The sequence below is a fragment of the Mesorhizobium sp. AR10 genome (assembly GCF_024746795.1).
Taxonomy (GTDB): Bacteria; Pseudomonadota; Alphaproteobacteria; order Rhizobiales; family Rhizobiaceae; genus Mesorhizobium.
Genome location: NZ_CP080523.1, coordinates 66,826 through 81,758, shown reverse-complemented (window position 1 = coordinate 81,758; position 14,933 = coordinate 66,826). Strand labels below are relative to the sequence as shown.

Genomic DNA, 14,933 nt, shown 5'->3' with positions numbered 1-14,933 from the left:
TCCAGATGGCGGCACGGGCGTGGACGTCCGCAGAAAGGCGACGGTTAGTCGGCACCAAGCGACCCAACGCTCCACCTCGGTGCCGACACGGACGCTAGCAATTGAACGGCCGCAGTTCCGCTAGTGTGGGGCGAGTCCGACCTTGTATCGGCCGGCCAAACGCCAGAACCACTCCTGGTCCAACTCAGAGACCTTTTCTGCCTCGAACAGAGCGTCTTTGCATCGATCGAATAATGCATAGCAAAGTTCTTCGTCATCATGACGCGCATTGTAGGCAATGCCATCAGCATTGAGGGGGTGCCGTGACAACGCCTGCGACCAAATCTGAGACGTGTCGTATGGCAAACCCGAATGGACGATTTCCGCGGTAGCGCCGAGCACGGCGAGTCCCGGACCAGCAAGCCTGATCAACAACAGGTCAGACCTAAGTTGCAGTCGCACGTAGGCCTTCCTTGCAAGAAGGTCGGCATCAATTAGCGTGCGTCCTGGGCTTCTAAGGAAGGTTTCGGCAAATGCGCCCTCAGACCTCTTAGCGACATACAAAACTCCGTATGTCGCATCCGGCGCGTTCAATCTCCCGTCGCGAGACCTGTCAAAATATATCGGCTCGTATCTGGCGGTATAGAAGCGATAGACGTTCGCCCCTGCCGATAACGTTACCAGCTCTGGAGTTCGCTTGGCCAAATCGGAAGGCGGTAGCGGCCCGCTCACGCTCCCTGCGTGCCCATTCTGCGCGCGGCGTCGACTACCAGGTCAATGTTGCCTTCCTTAAGGACGTCGATGGGTCTGCGCCCGTCCAGCCTGTGATCCGGTTGGGCGAGGAAGTTCAGCACCGTCCAGGGATTGCTCGTCGGCAAAGCGTCGCGCACTGTCTTCAGACCCGCCACAACAGCGCCATTCCGGGTGAACTGGAGCGTGGGGTAGCTTCGGCGATTGCTGGGACCGGGGACAGCTAGCAGACTGCCTTCCTGCACCCGTTTGTCTATCGCCTGGCGGGAAACGCCCTGCATTAGCGTCCTGACCTGCTCTAGATCATAGGCGCCACCCGCCTGGTGCAAATCTTCCTGAGCGATCCGAACCCCGTCGAGAAGGGCCTGAGATCGCGCATCCGGCTTGAATGCGTCGCTGTTGACAACTGGCGTTCTGACTTTGTGGACATGACGGGCGGCGACCTCGCGAACAGTGCCAAATCGCGTTGTGCTAGCGCGTTGGATCTTTCGGACCAACTCACTGTTTTTCGACACGATCGCAATCTTCGTTCCGGCGGGAAGTTCGAAACCCTGCAAGAATGCTACAGGATCGCCTTCTACGGTCATCATTGCGACGGTCCGTTCATGCGTCTTGCTACGTGACCTCTTCGCTAAGGAAGGTTTGGGTTGCGGGTTGTGTGCCATATCGATCTCCTACATCGAAACATGGTGCAGGAGAGCAACTTTGTCAACTTCGACAACTTTGCAAGCGCCTGTGATTGGCTCCGTGCCTACCCCCGACGTTGGCGCCGGCGATCTTGAGCGTGAGGTCCATTCGGGCGAACCTCGCAGTCCAGATCCTCAAGAAGCGGTTTCGACATGTTGAAGCTGACGTTCAGGTCATCATATCCATAGTCATCAATGTAGCCCCTTGTCCGGAATCCGGCATGAATCGCGGCTGCGATTAGGGCTCCGTTTGAAACATACCGCGGCCCCAGCTTCTCGCCTTCCGGATAGCTGCACGCGAAGTTCTCTGCGATGTGTTTCACCCAATAGCTTCCGGTTCCCTTGCGTACCGCCTTCGTTGGAGTGATCCTCGTCAGGAAGGCGAGCGACAACAAGAACGCTTCAGCCGCGCCGCGCTCACCAGTTCCTGCCTGGCCTCCAAGAAGCGCCTGAACTGTTCCCGTTCGTTCTCAAACTTGCCGTCTGGTTTTTGCTGCGGTCGGCCGACACCGATGCCCCACATCGTCAGTTTTGGATGTTTCACTGCGAGGTCGGACAGAACCGTCTTCGCGGCAGCTCGATAAAGCGGCTTTGGCGTGGTTCCAAAATCATGCCGCCCAAGATAGCCGATGAAGGAGGCGCCGTTAACCGTCACGGTAACATAGGTCTCCGTCTCCGCGGCCGCCAAAGCCGCGGCATAAGTACTGAATCCAAGAGCCCGCCCGATTGCCTCGCACCGATGAGAGGATTTGACGTGGGGCAAGCTTCGCGTGAGGTCAGCCTTGATAGAATCAAGGGCGGATTGGTTGAATGGGATTTTCAGGTCGAACATCGGAGCATCTCCTGGAGGGCAATGCTGTTCGCCGATTACGCAGCAGCCCTGGTTGGGATGCGGTCCGAAGCAAAAATACGGAGATCTCAATCGCGACGTTTGACCCGGCGACAGGTCACAGGTGCTAACCCGAGTCGAAAATAGCTCGGCGCTTACAGCAAGGCAACCGAATCTGTCATGATGCAGCGTTGGGGGCTTGCTGGACATGCCGAATGAAATTCTTGCGTCGCTGATCTCAACAGGGGGGACCATCATCGTCGCGATCCTGGCTGCCGCGATCAGCTATGGGGTTGGGCGAGGGATGAAAAACCACGAATGGCGCCTCGACATCGTAAGAGAGAAGATTTCACTCCGACATCGCCTCTATACTGAATTCCTCGCGGAAGCCGATCGCCTTGTCCTCCAAGGTCTTGAAGCCAAAGCGGCGCAGGCCTCCGCTTTCCATGCTCTCACCGCTCGACTATCTGAAATAGAGTTGATCGGTTCAGACGCCGTCGTTGATGCTGCACGAGATATCTGCGGAAGCGCCTTGGCTTCGCATGCAGCTGCAGATGCTGAACCGAAGAATACCTTCTACGGCATCAAACGGAGTTTTGTTTCAGCTGTTCGCCGCGAAATATCAGAGATCGAGGGCTCATTTTCGCTGAAGTCGGTCAGCTGACCGGTTCTGGATCTCGTCCCAACGTCGCGGCACGACCAACATCCTCACACAGGGAAAAGTGTCCGGACACGCGCGAACGGATTGCGATATTCTGAAGCGTGGCGCGCTTTGGCAGCGATGATATCGGGAAACGATATCCGCCGCGTCAACGCCTCAAAGACATCCATGCCGTCCGCAAGAATGATGCGCCTCGCGGTGAAGGCCTCGAGGGCACCGTCAGTGAAACCTTCGAAGCTGACGAACAACCCCCTCGTCCCTTCCAGCCGTTCGCTCAGCTTCCCCTGGAATGCATGCAGCTTTTCAGCGTCAATCCTCGCGCGATGCCATTTCGCCTCGAGCAGATATGTGACTGCACCATGCTGGAACGAGCCATCGATTTGCTCACCCGCCAGCCGAAACCCTCCCCTTGCGTCCATATTCCAGGCATTGAACAACGCGGTAAGCAGCCGCTCGAAGTGGTATCCCCTCGCGTGAGGCTCATCCGTCATGGCGTAGAGCGCCAGAAAATCTCTTTCAAGGCGGTCGAGCGCAGCATGATCTGGAGCGGTCTTCGCGGCAGGGCGAGCGGACTGCAAGGGTGGCTCGACAACATCGAAACACGGTAGAGCAACGCCTCCCAGTCTTTCGACAATGACGCTGAGACGCGCGCGGGCGTTGACCACTGTTTCTACATCACCCCGGCTGACACGCCCGGTTTCGCGATACTCCCACAGGGATGTCAGAGCCCGAGCGATCGCGCGTGGCTGCCCAACTGTCAGAAAAGCCCGGAGGCGCTTCCCCTTACTCCCACTACCCGACGCATAGACATCGTCGTAGATGTCAACACCGACCTCACGGCGGAAAAAATCATCGAACGTCGCGTTGGTGAAATCGAGCACCCAACCGGAACTCATTCCGAACAGGTCGTCCACCAATTTCAATTCCACAGCCCTGAGCTGATCCATCGTTTTGGCCCTCTTAGTCGCGCCAAGTATCTACAATGAATCGTTGCTTTCCAGAATCTCGGAAACCGCAATCAGCAAGGCGGTCGGACGCCGCGTATTTTTCACGTCATCTTCCCGCCGACAAGGGCGGTCATCAGACCTCGATCTCAACTTCAGCTGCCGCAGGGACCTCCACCGGCGTAGCGATCGGTGTATAGAGATCCACATCTTCAGGGCGTTGGTGCGCGGATATGAAATCGAACGCATTTCGATCTTTAATGTAGTTGGTTATGCCTGCGTGACTTGACGCCGGATAGACTCCGGGCGTGCCCATGCCAGCATGCGGTTGAGAACGATGCAACCGATGGCAACCTCGGTCTGTTGAGCCGGAAGAGAGCGTGCTCGCAGGCGCCGTCCGATCAGCCCCTTGTATCGTCCGATGGCTGTTTCGCTCAGCGCCCGCTTGCCGTAGCCGGTGGCTGCCTGCCATTTCAGCCGACCGTCGCTTGCGATTGCGGCAATGTGCTTGTCCCTTTGACCAGGCGGTCCGGTATCACCGCTTTCCACCGCCGTGGAACGCGGTGGAATGACGATGTTCGCGGTTGCGCTGTGCTGCAGGATAGACCGATAGGTTGGCTTGCCGTCATAGGCTCCGTCGGCTGTGAACTGGTCGATCTCGCCGTCGATCTGATCGAGCAGCGGTGCCACCTGGGAAGGATCATCCGTGTCCTGATCTGTCAGCCTTTGGGCAATGATCGCGCCACTTTTGGCATCCACTGCCAGATGCAGCTTGCGCCAGTTGCGACGTGATCTGGCGCCATGTTTCTGCTCCAGCCATTGCCCGGCGCCGTAGACTTTCAATCCCGTGCTATCGACAAGCACATGCAGCGGGCCGTCCGGCTGCGGCGGGTTTCGTCGGGCTGATGGCTCCCACTTCTGTGCCCGACGGCTCAGCGTCGTATGATCTGGAACTGGGACTTTCAGCCCCATGAGATCCAGCAGCGAGTGGAGCAATCCCTCGGTCTGGCGCAGCCGCATTGCGAAGACGCAACCCAGCGTCAGCGCTGTCTCAATGGCGAGATCGGAATACCGGGCTTGGCCGCCGCGGGTCTTGCGTCGCGGAGCGCGCCATCCCGCCAGTGCCTCCGGCGTTACCCATAAGGTCAGGCTACCACGCCGGCGCAGACCTGCTTCGTAGTCACGCCAATTCGTCACCCTGAATTTCATCTTTCCGACGTGATGACGACGATCTGCGTTGTGTTTGTACGGCATGGCTCTCGCATCAAGCTGATTTCGATCCTGCCTGCCTATCGCCAAACCGTTGACAAAGGATCCATGCACCAACGCTCTGAAGGCCCGAAACTGGTCGAGCGGGTGCAGGTCGGTGCGCCGCAGGTTTTCGGCAAGCGAATCCTCCTCGGCCGAGGTCTCCTGCCCCCGGTTGACGATGCAGGGGATTGGCTCGTTCTTTGCCAGGCGCTTTTGCTAGATGAGGATGCCGAGCGCCAGATAACGCCGGCCACCGGCGGGCACCTCGAACGTGCCGGTCTCCTCGCCCTCGCCGTCGAGCACGGGACGGACGTTCAGGCTCTGGATGAGCTTTCGCCGTCCGATGTCTTCGGCCAGCTGTTCGATCGACACGCCGTCCTTGATGCGCCGGACATTCTTCTGCGACAGCCTTAGCTTGTCATAGGGAATGTTCTCGGCGGCGTTCATCGCGATCTTCTGAATGGCCTTTGCCATGGTCAGATTCTCCATGACGGGCGGCCCGGGGCCTCTCCCCGAACCTCCAAACCCGTCAGGAAACTTCCCCTCCCCCCTCTGCCTCCAGGCCTCACACCGGCGCCGGCCGCCTGCCGCAAAGCTTTCGCTGGACTGCGGACGGCAGAGTGACTATATATCTTCCATGAACGTGGAAGGATTATTGTCATGCCGGGGTTTAGCAGCGAAGTGCTCACCGCCAATGAGGCGGCGGCGGTAACGCAGGTGCCGCTCAAGCAGGTGCATCGCATTATCGATGCCGGATTGCTACGCGGCCGTGTCGAGACACGCCGCGGCAGCCGCGTCATCATCGGAGCGGGTCTCGTCGGCCTACGCCTCGCCTGGCTGACGGCGGAGACGCTGACGCCTGCCGCGCGGCGGCGGATCGTCGAGCACGCCATTGCCGATGATGCTGCGCCCGTGGTCGCGGACGATCCGCTTAAGGTCGACCTGAAGCCGATCACCGCCGGGGTAAGGACCGGCCTCACCCGGCTGAGGAAAGCCAAGGCCATGGTGGCGCGCGATCCAGCGGTACTTAGCGGTCAGCCGGCCTTTGTGGGAACACGCGTGCTTGTTCATGACGTTGCCGACATGCTCGCCAATGGCGATACGCCAGAGACGATCCGTGCCGCCTATCCGCAACTGACTCTCGACCAGATCGGGCTCGCGGCCGACTATGCGCTCGCCTATCCGCGGCGTGGCCGTCCGCCGGTCAAGCCGGCGTGGCGCAGCACGGCGGCGAAGTCGACACGCACAATCCGTCTCGACGATCTGCCGGCCGTTTCGTGAAATTCCTGATCGACGAATGCCTGAGCCCAGAGCTTGCGAAACTGGCGCGCGAACGGGGTTTTCCCGAGTCGAGCCATGTGCGCTGGCTGGGCCTCGCCGGCGCCAAGGACCATATGGTGACCCGGCGCGCGGTCGATGACGGCTATGTGCTCGTCACGCACAACACGACCGACTTTCGCGGCCTCTATCGCCGCGAGGAGTTGCATGTCGGGCTGGTCGCCTTCAACACCGCCCCTGGCCTGATGAGCCTCGATCTCCAGCACAGGCTCTTTCATCTCGCCCTTTCGGAGCTCGGTGGCGAGGAGGCATGGAACGAAGTGCTGGAGATTACGGTGGATGTCGCGCGTACCGTCAATATCGATCGGTTCAACCTCCCCGCCTGACGGACCTCCGCGTTCGTTTCCTGCAATCGGGCTGCGAGAAGCCGCCCTTCGCACAACGAAAAAGCCCGCCGCGGGAGGAGGTGCGGCGGGCTTGATTTGGACGACAGCATTCGGGAGGAATAAATGCCGTCCCTGATCGCCAAGGTCGGGAGGAGGTGACCTGGACGAAACTCGATACCGACAAGCTACTCCCTTCCACGCTCTCGAGAAGCATTAATTGTGCATAGCAGCATTGCGATTTTGTGCGGCGCACACCTGGACCTGAGAGATGTGTTTGCCAGACCGGCAGCGCAGGCCGTGTGCTGCGCGCCGCAGCGATGCACATGTTCGGACACTGGCAGCCTCAGCAGCCCAGTGACATTCATACTCCTCGGCGCGCAGCATGCGGTATCATGCTGCCAGATCGAGCAGCTTCTTGGCCTTGCCCTCCATCTCCAGGCGAACATCCTGATGCGGCTTGTCGCGTGCCACCCGCGTAATGCCCTGCACGAAGTCGAAAATCGAGGCGGGCGGGTGCGGCGTTGTTGCATGGGTCCGGACTTGAGCGGATGTCGATCTTTGAAGCGGCAGACTATGCCGTGGCCGCCTTGCGGCGGGCGGATTTCGGGCGTGCGCAGGCAAGCATGCGGTTGAGGACGGAGCAGCCGATGGCGACTTCGGTCTTCTGAACGGGAAGCGACCGTGCCCGCAAACGCCGCCCGATGGTGGACTTGTATCGCCCTATGGCGGTCTCGACCAGCGAGCGTTTGCCATAACCGTTGGAGACCTGCCATTTCATCCGGCCGTCTCTGCCGATTGCGGCGATATGCTGGTCCCTTTGGCCGGCAGGTCTATCGTCGAATGGTTCGACCGCGTTGGCACGAGGCGGAATGACGATTGCGGCGGCAGCGCTATGATCGATGACTGCGTCGTAAGTCGGTTTTCCGTCATAGGCGCCGTCAGCAGTAAACTGTCCGATCGGACCGCCAATCTGGTCGAGTAGTGGCTCAACTTGAGAGACATCGCCAGCGTCCTGATCAGTCAGGGTATGGGCAATGATCTCGCCGCTGTCGGCATCCAGTGCCAGATGCAGCTTGCGCCAACTGCGACGGGATCTGGCGCCGTGCTTCTCCTCCAGCCACTGACCCGCGCCGTAGACCTGCAGGCCGGTGCTGTCGACAAGACATGCACTGGTCCCTCCGGCGGAACCTGGCGATCATGCCGTTTGTTGGGCGATTGCCATGTCCGCGCCCGACGGCTCAGGGTAGTATGATCGGGGACAGCGAGCGCCAGCCCCATCAGTTGCAGCACCGATCCCAGCAAGCCTTCTGCCTGGCGCAGCCGCAGGCCAAACACAAGGCCCAGCGTCAAGGTGGTCTCGATCGCCAGATCAGAATAGCGGTGCTGGCCGCCACGTGTCTTGCGTCTTGGCGCTTGCCACCCGGACAGGGCTTCCGGCGTCCCCCACAGGGTCAAACTGCCGCGATGACGAAGTCCTGCCTCATATTCTGGCCAGTTCGTCACCCTGAACTTCATCTTCTCAATACGATGGCGGCGGCTGGTATTGTGTTTGAAAGGCATGGCTACGCTACAAAGGCTATTGCGGTGACCGCTTGCCTAAACCCACACCAATAAAAGATCCGTGCACCAACGCCACTGCACTCTGCAGCTGTGCGGCCCCGTCAACTCCTGCCGTCCTGGCCGGCCGGCCGCGCCGACGTGACTTCAGATTACCATGAAGCCTGAGATGATCACGCCACTCGTAAAGTCGTTGGCGACTGATACCAACCTCATCTGCCAACTTGCTGACGGTTTCGCCCGCCTCCATGCGCCGGAGAAGCTCCAGCTTTTGGTCATCATCAATAACTCTTTGCCGTCCGGCCATGCTCCAGTTTCCTCTCCTTGCGGGGAAACTGTCCGCGATTTTCCTTGTCTCAGTCTGGGGGTGCAATCCACCACTGTCCGGGAATTAGCGGAACCCCTGTCCGGCTTTTGCGAAATGCGCACACAAGGGCGATCAGGGTTGTAGGAAGTCCCCTCCCCTCCCCTGCCGCGAACAAGCTTTGAACAAAATCCAGCTTTGCTATCTGTAATGTGATCGGGAGGCCGGAGCGCCGTGCTGCTTAGCGGATGTGACGCGCGAGATCTGTGATCCTACCCATCAGCACTTCCATCGGTCCTCGCTGGAAGACGCGCAGCCAAAGCACCGCGAAAGTGCTTATAACCACGACGAAGCCAAAGAGTATGGACAGGCTCCCCTCTTCTCCTTCATACAAATCTATTTTCATAATGTGCTTGAAATAGGCTATTGCCACCAAGTGCAGCACATAGGCCGTCAAAGGCATCGAGCCGACCGCGATTATGGGCCCGACCAGCTTTCGCAGATGCGGGAGCGCATTCATAGCGAGCCAGCAAGCCGCAATGACAATCATTGCGCAACCGGTTCTGCCCAGGATCGAGAATGTCGTCTTGCTATAAGGTTCGGTAAACAGCGATTCCTGAAACGCCGCAGGTACACCGGGCAGCAAACGCAGCGCGAGCCAGGATCCCCCATAGCCCAACACGGCCAGCGCGACCCCGGCTAGACCAAGGCGCCAATGCATTGCTTGCGTATCAAGGCTAAGGCGCGCAATGGCCATGCCTGCTATCACGAAAGGAACCCAGCTTATCGCGGGATAATCGCCGTTGACCATGAGCTCGAACACCGGGTCCAAAGACTCCTCAAACAACAGAAGGAGGGAGCGCATTTGCGGGAGAACCAATGCGGTCCCAGCAGCGAGCAAGCCGAGTTGCTGTGCGCTGAGCCGATGGAGCGGCAGGACCAACAAGAAGCAGATTCCGTAGTATTCCAGGATGACCGGAATCCCCGTACCGAGGCAGGTCAGGATTGAGCCAAGCGCGAGCAAAACAAGGGCACGAATTGCGACGCTGGCAACTGCCTGTCTGCCGGCTACCCCCGACTTCGGCGTCTCGCGGCCGGTAATCAGGATGATCGAATAACCGGCCAATACGGCAAACAGGGCGGACGCCCGCCCCTGGGTTAGTTCCATCAGATTCCCGACCAGTCCTACGTCGGGGATGGGACCACCGACATGGACGACACACATGCCGAAGACAGCCAGGCCGCGAGCAAGGTCGATGGAGACCAGCCGATCCACGGCCGACCCATCGCTCGCGTCCGCAATCGGCGCGTTCTTCGGCATGGCGGGTTCCTTCGTTGGTTGTGTCAATTGCGGGGATCTCCATTGTGGCTCCTGCTTGTTCCGCACAGGTTGTATGTACCAAGGTCGATGCGGCATAGTAGGGAGAAGTTGACGATTTATCGTCAGGCCGCTATCTTAGCCGAACAGAAAAGTGCTCCGCAAAGGAACAGAGGATGACGTCGCGCGCCCCGCGTCAAAGACGGAAACGATCGCCGCGTTTCCTTGAAATCGCGAAAGCGGCTGGTGTTAGCGTCGCCACGGTCGATCGTGTCCTAAACGAGCGCGAGAGCGTCTCGGAAAAAAAGCGTCTCGCCGTCATCAGGGCGGCTACCAACCTTCGCGTGCCCCGGATCCTGCCGAATACGGAACACGCGCTTGTTCATTTCGACATTCTGCTGCCGGCGAACAGCACCCCGTTTTTTCAACGGCTGAATAACGTCTTCAAGGGCCTTGGCGACATGCTTGATAGGCGCTTCGTGCTCCATCGCAGGCGCGTTCTCGAGAGCCGTATCGATAAGATCGTCGCGGCCATTCAGTCGCCGGGCTACAAACGCAAAGGCCTCGTGCTCGCCGTACCGAATCACCCGCGGTTGCGCGGGGCCGTCGAAGAGGCGATCGCTCGGGGCGAGCCGGTGGCTACCGTTGCGACCGATCTCCCCGGAATCCAGGGCGTCCACTATTGCGGCATCGATCAGTTCGAGGCCGGTGCCACGGCGGCCCACATCATGGGGCGAATGTCGCGCGGTCAAGGCCGCGTGCTGGTGATTGGAGCCCGCAGCGACTACCACGGCCATCAGGAAAGGCAGGAAGGATTTGCTGCCACGATCTCACGCTTTGACAATCTCGTGCTCGAGACCGGCTCCATCGACTCCCATGACGATCCGGAGCGATGCTTCCGTGCGGTTTCCTCGGCCTTGAGGCGGACGGAGCCACTGTGTGGCGTTTACAATACCGGCGCAGGCTCACAGGGCGTGCTGCGTGCAATGCAGGAGGTTTCGAAACCGGGCGAGATCATTTGGATCACACATGAATTTTCGGCGGATCACCGGAGCTATCTGCAGGATGGCTGGCTGGAAATGGCCATCGATCAGGATCCGGAGGGGCAGGCCTTAGCGGCAATTCAGTATCTGCTTTTTAGAAACATTGGTCAGATATCCGCGAGCCGGGGAGAGCTTCGTTTGTTCTTCCGAACCCATGTAGCCAGCTAACGGAGTCCGGGCATAGACGGCGATGACCTTGGCAAAAGTGGATGGGAAGGACCTTCCGTGATCACCAGGAATACGCGATACGACGTGTCCGTCGTCAGGGTTTTTGAGACAGACGGCGGCCTGATTTAGGGGAGGCTCTGGCTCATCTGGGTTGGCATTTTAGAGGTGGCTCGGCAAAATTGGACAGGGTGATAAGTGGAATTTCTGCCTGAGATCGGCATGAGTGCCGGAACAGGAGAATCACGAATGAGCAGACGACCACGCCGGAACCACAGCCCGGCTTTCAAGGCGAAAGTTGCGCTTGCGGCGATCAAGGGAGAAAAGACGCTGGCCGAGCTGGCGCAGCAATATGATGTGCATGCGAACCAGATCACGGATTGGAGAAAGCAGCTTCTGGACGGGGCCTCGAACGTGTTTGGCGCGGCGGAGAAATCGGAGCCGACGGTGGACATAAAGGCCCTCCATGCCAAGATCGGAGAGCTGACGCTGGCCAATGATTTTTTAGGCTCGGCGCTCGGCAAGGCCGGCTGGTCGGGGAGCGCAAGACGATGATCGACCGGGAACATGAACTGCCGATTGCCAAGCAGGCGGCCGAACTGGGGATCAGCCGCGGCAGCGTCTACTCCCTACCCAAGCCGACATCGGCGGCAGACCTGAAGCTGATGCGGCGCATCGACGAATTGCACCTGGATTACCCGTTCGCGGGCAGCCGCATGTTGCAGAAGCTTTTGAAGCGCGAAGGCTATGAGACGGGTCGCCTGCATGTGCGCACCTTGATGAAGCGCATGGGTATCGAGGCGCTCTACCGCAAGCCGCGCACTTCGAAGCCGGGCGACGGGCACAAGATCTATCCGTATTTGCTGGGCAAGCTGGCGGTGACGCGGCCCAACCAGGTCTGGGCGACGGACCTGACCTATATCCCGATGGCCCGCGGCTTCTGCTACCTGGTTGCTGTCGTCGACTGGTTCACGCGCAAGGTACTGAGCTGGCGGCTGTCGATCACCATGGATGCGGCGTTTTGCATTGAAGCCCTCGAGGAGGCGCTGGCGACATACGGCAAGCCCGAGATCTTCAACTCCGATCAGGGCAGCCAGTTCACCAGCCATGACTTCACCAAGGTCCTGCTCGACCGGGAGATCAGGATCAGCATGGATGGCAAGGGCGCCTGGCGCGACAACGTCTTCGTCGAGCGTCTCTGGCGGTCGGTGAAATATGAGGAGGTCTATCTCAAGGCCTATAACAGCGTTCGCGAAGGGCGGGCGTCGATCGGAAAATATCTCGATTTCTACAATCGGCGACGTCCGCATTCCAGCCTTGACGGCAGAGCGCCAGATGAGGCCTACTTCACCCCGCTACCGCTTCCCGAGGCGGCCTAACCAGAGGCAGTGTTCCACTTATAAATCGGGAATTCCTGTCCAAACAAACCGAGCCACCTCTTTTTAGGCTGCGGCTTTGCGATGCTGCAAGCGCCGCAGTTCGATGGTCCTTCGCTTGATCCTTTCTCGTTGCAACAGGATGGTCTGGCCGCGGCCGAAGTAGACGTCGGCCGGCGTAAGATTGTCGAGGCTCTCATGATAGCGCCGATGGTTATAGTGCTCGACGAAGGTTTCGATCTGGGCTTCGAGATCGCCCGGCAGGAAGTAATTCTCCAAGAGGATGCGGTTCTTCAGGGTCTGGTGCCAGCGCTCGATCTTGCCCTGGGTCTGAGGATGGCAAGGCGCGCCGCGGGTGTGATCGATGTCCCGATCCTGCAACCAGCCGGCGAGCTCGCCGGCGATGTAGCACGGCCCATTGTCGGAAAGTAGTCGCGGCCGTTGTCGCACGGTCGCCCGATCGCAGCCTGATGCGACAAGCGCCAGGTTCAGCGTGTCGGTGACGTCCTCGGAGCGTTGGTGCATGGATCCTTTGTCAACGGTTTGGCGATAGGCAGGCAGGATCGAAATCAGCTTGATGCGAGAGCCATGCCGTACAAACACAACGCAGATCGTCGTCATCACGTCGGAAAGATGAAATTCAGGGTGACGAATTGGCGTGACTACGAAGCAGGTCTGCGCCGGCGTGGTAGCCTGACCTTATGGGTAACGCCGGAGGCACTGGCGGGATGGCGCGCTCCGCGACGCAAGACCCGCGGCGGCCAAGCCCGGTATTCCGATCTCGCCATTGAGACAGCGCTGACGCTGGGTTGCGTCTTCGCAATGCGGCTGCGCCAGACCGAGGGATTGCTCCACTCGCTGCTGGATCTCATGGGGCTGAAAGTCCCAGTTCCAGATCATACGACGCTGAGCCGTCGGGCACAGAAGTGGGAGCCATCAGCCCGACGAAACCCGCCGCAGCCGGACGGCCCGCTGCATGTGCTTGTCGATAGCACGGGATTGAAAGTCTACGGCGCCGGGCAATGGCTGGAGCAGAAACATGGCGCCAGATCACGTCGCAACTGGCGCAAGCTGCATCTGGCAGTGGATGCCAAAAGTGGCGCGATCATTGCCCAAAGGCTGACAGATCAGGACACGGATGATCCTTCCCAGGTGGCACCGCTGCTCGATCAGATCGACGGCGAGATCGACCAGTTCACAGCCGACGGAGCCTATGACGGCAAGCCAACCTATCGGTCTATCCTGCAGCACAGCGCAACCGCGAACATCGTCATTCCACCGCGTTCCACGGCGGTGGAAAGCGGTGATACCGGACCGCCTGGTCAAAGGGACAAGCACATTGCCGCAATCGCAAGCGACGGTCGGCTGAAATGGCAGGCAGCCACCGGCTACGGCAAGCGGGCGCTGAGCGAAACAGCCATCGGACGATACAAGGGGCTGATCGGACGGCGCCTGCGAGCACGCTCTCTTCCGGCTCAACAGACCGAGGTTGCCATCGGTTGCATCGTTCTCAACCGCATGCTGGCATGGGCACGCCCGGAGTCTATCCGGCGTCAAGTCACGCAGGCATAACCAACTACATTAAAGATCGAAATGCGTTCGATTTCATATCCGCGCACCAACGCCATCGGGAAGCGATGGTTCTTGTAGGTGGCGCATGCTTCGACCATGCCAACCTGACTTATCGTCAAACCGTTAAGCCAAAATCAATGTGACAGCACCCCCGTCGCAGTTGGCGCAAGCTGCATCTGGCACTGGATGCCGACAGCGGCGAGATCATTGCCCATACCCTGACTGATCAGGACACTGGCGATGTCTCTCAAGTTGAGCCACTACTCGACCAGATTGGCGGTCCGATCGGACAGTTTACTGCTGACGGCGCCTATGACGGAAAACCGACTTACGACGCAGTCATCGATCATAGCGCTGCCGCCGCAATCGTCATTCCGCCTCGCGTCAACGCGGTCGAACCATTCGACGATAGACCTGCCGGCCCAAGGGACCAGCATATCGCCGCAATCGGCAGAGACGGCCGGATGAAATGGCAGGTCTCCAACGGTTATGGCAAACGCTCGCTGGTCGAGGCCGCCATAGGGCGATACAAGTCCACCATCGGGCGGCGTTTGCGGGCACGGTCGCTTCCCGTTCAGAAGACCGAAGTCGCCATCGGCTGCGCCGTCCTCAACCGCATGCTTGCCTGCGCACGCCCGAAATCCGCCCGCCGCAAGGCGGCCACGGCATAGTCTGCCGCTTCAAAGATCGACATCCGCTCAAGTCCGGACCCATGCACCAACGCCTCATTCATGGCGTATCGCTCTCCTTGAGAGGTTCTGGCAGGCTTCATCACCCGCCTCGATACGCCGCTCTCCTCAAACCGTCATCACCCAGTTTCCGCCATAGCTCTCC

General features: G+C 59.6%; 13 protein-coding genes and 4 pseudogenes. 7 read left to right on the top strand and 10 right to left on the bottom strand.

All coding sequences use genetic code 11. The features are described from left to right. Window positions 1-120: 120 nt before the first annotated feature. From LHFGNBLO_RS00395 to LHFGNBLO_RS00385, 3 genes are all read right to left on the bottom strand, one after another. The gene (locus LHFGNBLO_RS00395; protein WP_258600199.1) at window positions 121-711 is read right to left on the bottom strand and encodes an RES family NAD+ phosphorylase; all 591 of its coding nucleotides are present in this window, start codon (window positions 709-711) and stop codon (window positions 121-123) included. Then, entirely contained in the window at window positions 708-1,319 is a 612-nt protein-coding gene (locus LHFGNBLO_RS00390) for a hypothetical protein (RefSeq protein ID WP_258600198.1), read from the bottom strand. The genes LHFGNBLO_RS00395 and LHFGNBLO_RS00390 overlap by 4 nt, the downstream gene beginning before the upstream one ends. A gap of 469 nt (window positions 1,320-1,788) precedes the next feature. Further along, window positions 1,789-2,247, bottom strand: a complete 459-nt coding sequence (locus tag LHFGNBLO_RS00385; protein ID WP_258600197.1) for a hypothetical protein — start codon at window positions 2,245-2,247, stop codon at window positions 1,789-1,791. Window positions 2,248-2,452: 205 nt separating this feature from the next. Here LHFGNBLO_RS00385 and LHFGNBLO_RS00380 point away from each other — a divergent pair, with 205 nt between their 5' ends. Beyond that, window positions 2,453-2,908, top strand: a complete 456-nt coding sequence (locus LHFGNBLO_RS00380; RefSeq protein ID WP_258600196.1) for a hypothetical protein — start codon at window positions 2,453-2,455, stop codon at window positions 2,906-2,908. Between the two features lie 44 nt (window positions 2,909-2,952). On the opposite strand, the gene LHFGNBLO_RS00375 is transcribed toward LHFGNBLO_RS00380, so the two are convergent. The 3 genes and pseudogenes from LHFGNBLO_RS00375 to LHFGNBLO_RS00365 all read right to left on the bottom strand — a co-directional run. After that, window positions 2,953-3,852: a restriction endonuclease gene (locus LHFGNBLO_RS00375; protein ID WP_258600195.1), complete on the bottom strand. Its 900-nt coding sequence runs from the start codon at window positions 3,850-3,852 to the stop codon at window positions 2,953-2,955. A gap of 267 nt (window positions 3,853-4,119) precedes the next feature. Then, window positions 4,120-5,103: an IS5 family transposase gene (locus LHFGNBLO_RS00370; protein ID WP_258600185.1), complete on the bottom strand. Its 984-nt coding sequence runs from the start codon at window positions 5,101-5,103 to the stop codon at window positions 4,120-4,122. Between the two features lie 69 nt (window positions 5,104-5,172). Further along, a pseudogene (locus LHFGNBLO_RS00365) lies at window positions 5,173-5,574 on the bottom strand (ParB/RepB/Spo0J family partition protein); the annotation flags it as partial. A gap of 186 nt (window positions 5,575-5,760) precedes the next feature. On the opposite strand from LHFGNBLO_RS00365, the gene LHFGNBLO_RS00360 reads away from it, so the two are divergent. Together LHFGNBLO_RS00360 and LHFGNBLO_RS00355 are read left to right on the top strand one after the other, a co-directional pair. Continuing rightward, window positions 5,761-6,381, top strand: a complete 621-nt coding sequence (locus LHFGNBLO_RS00360) for a DUF433 domain-containing protein (protein ID WP_258600193.1) — start codon at window positions 5,761-5,763, stop codon at window positions 6,379-6,381. Further along, window positions 6,378-6,764, top strand: coding sequence for a DUF5615 family PIN-like protein (locus LHFGNBLO_RS00355; RefSeq protein ID WP_258600190.1), 387 nt, complete (start codon window positions 6,378-6,380; stop codon window positions 6,762-6,764). Before LHFGNBLO_RS00360 ends, LHFGNBLO_RS00355 begins: the two co-directional genes overlap by 4 nt. A 571-nt stretch (window positions 6,765-7,335) precedes the next feature. Here LHFGNBLO_RS00355 and LHFGNBLO_RS00350 read toward each other — a convergent pair. The 3 genes and pseudogenes from LHFGNBLO_RS00350 to LHFGNBLO_RS00340 all read right to left on the bottom strand — a co-directional run bounded on the left by LHFGNBLO_RS00350 (window position 7,336) and on the right by LHFGNBLO_RS00340 (window position 9,946). Next, a pseudogene (locus LHFGNBLO_RS00350) lies at window positions 7,336-8,324 on the bottom strand (IS5 family transposase). A gap of 16 nt (window positions 8,325-8,340) precedes the next feature. Next, complete coding sequence (locus LHFGNBLO_RS00345; protein WP_258600188.1) at window positions 8,341-8,628, bottom strand: helix-turn-helix domain-containing protein; 288 nt, start codon at window positions 8,626-8,628, stop codon at window positions 8,341-8,343. A 238-nt stretch (window positions 8,629-8,866) separates the two neighbouring features. Beyond that, a complete protein-coding gene (locus LHFGNBLO_RS00340) occupies window positions 8,867-9,946 on the bottom strand; it encodes an acyltransferase family protein (RefSeq protein ID WP_258600187.1) in 1,080 nt (359 codons plus the stop codon). A 173-nt stretch (window positions 9,947-10,119) separates the two neighbouring features. On the opposite strand from LHFGNBLO_RS00340, the gene LHFGNBLO_RS00335 reads away from it, so the two are divergent. Both LHFGNBLO_RS00335 and LHFGNBLO_RS00330 read left to right on the top strand, forming a co-directional pair. Beyond that, window positions 10,120-11,154, top strand: a complete 1,035-nt coding sequence (locus LHFGNBLO_RS00335) for a LacI family DNA-binding transcriptional regulator (RefSeq protein ID WP_258600186.1) — start codon at window positions 10,120-10,122, stop codon at window positions 11,152-11,154. Window positions 11,155-11,400: 246 nt separating this feature from the next. Next, window positions 11,401-12,530 (top strand): IS3 family transposase gene (locus LHFGNBLO_RS00330; RefSeq protein WP_258599977.1). Its coding sequence is split into 2 segments (ribosomal slippage): window positions 11,401-11,659 and window positions 11,659-12,530, totalling 1,131 coding nucleotides; the frame shifts between segments, so codons are not numbered across the junction. A gap of 63 nt (window positions 12,531-12,593) precedes the next feature. Here the strand turns inward: LHFGNBLO_RS00330 and LHFGNBLO_RS00325 are convergent. Continuing rightward, window positions 12,594-13,043: pseudogene (locus LHFGNBLO_RS00325) on the bottom strand (integrase core domain-containing protein); the annotation flags it as partial. A gap of 72 nt (window positions 13,044-13,115) precedes the next feature. Here LHFGNBLO_RS00325 and LHFGNBLO_RS00320 point away from each other — a divergent pair. Together LHFGNBLO_RS00320 and LHFGNBLO_RS00315 are read left to right on the top strand one after the other, a co-directional pair. Beyond that, window positions 13,116-14,099, top strand: a complete 984-nt coding sequence (locus LHFGNBLO_RS00320; RefSeq protein ID WP_258600185.1) for an IS5 family transposase — start codon at window positions 13,116-13,118, stop codon at window positions 14,097-14,099. A 152-nt stretch (window positions 14,100-14,251) separates the two neighbouring features. Beyond that, a pseudogene (locus tag LHFGNBLO_RS00315) lies at window positions 14,252-14,770 on the top strand (IS5 family transposase); the annotation flags it as partial. Window positions 14,771-14,933 lie beyond the last annotated feature (163 nt).

Bases quoted from the DNA above. Each gene is read 5' to 3' on its own strand.
- LHFGNBLO_RS00390 (WP_258600198.1), bottom strand. From the start codon at position 1,319: ATGATGACCGTAGAAGGCGATCCTGTAGCATTCTTGCAGGGTTTCGAA.
- LHFGNBLO_RS00385 (WP_258600197.1), bottom strand. From the start codon at position 2,247: ATGTTCGACCTGAAAATCCCATTCAACCAATCCGCCCTTGATTCTATC.
- LHFGNBLO_RS00380 (WP_258600196.1), top strand. From the start codon at position 2,453: ATGCCGAATGAAATTCTTGCGTCGCTGATCTCAACAGGGGGGACCATC.
- LHFGNBLO_RS00375 (WP_258600195.1), bottom strand. From the start codon at position 3,852: ATGGATCAGCTCAGGGCTGTGGAATTGAAATTGGTGGACGACCTGTTC.
- LHFGNBLO_RS00370 (WP_258600185.1), bottom strand. From the start codon at position 5,103: ATGCCGTACAAACACAACGCAGATCGTCGTCATCACGTCGGAAAGATG.
- LHFGNBLO_RS00360 (WP_258600193.1), top strand. From the start codon at position 5,761: ATGCCGGGGTTTAGCAGCGAAGTGCTCACCGCCAATGAGGCGGCGGCG.
- LHFGNBLO_RS00345 (WP_258600188.1), bottom strand. From the start codon at position 8,628: ATGGCCGGACGGCAAAGAGTTATTGATGATGACCAAAAGCTGGAGCTT.
- LHFGNBLO_RS00340 (WP_258600187.1), bottom strand. From the start codon at position 9,946: ATGCCGAAGAACGCGCCGATTGCGGACGCGAGCGATGGGTCGGCCGTG.
- LHFGNBLO_RS00335 (WP_258600186.1), top strand. From the start codon at position 10,120: ATGACGTCGCGCGCCCCGCGTCAAAGACGGAAACGATCGCCGCGTTTC.
- LHFGNBLO_RS00320 (WP_258600185.1), top strand. From the start codon at position 13,116: ATGCCGTACAAACACAACGCAGATCGTCGTCATCACGTCGGAAAGATG.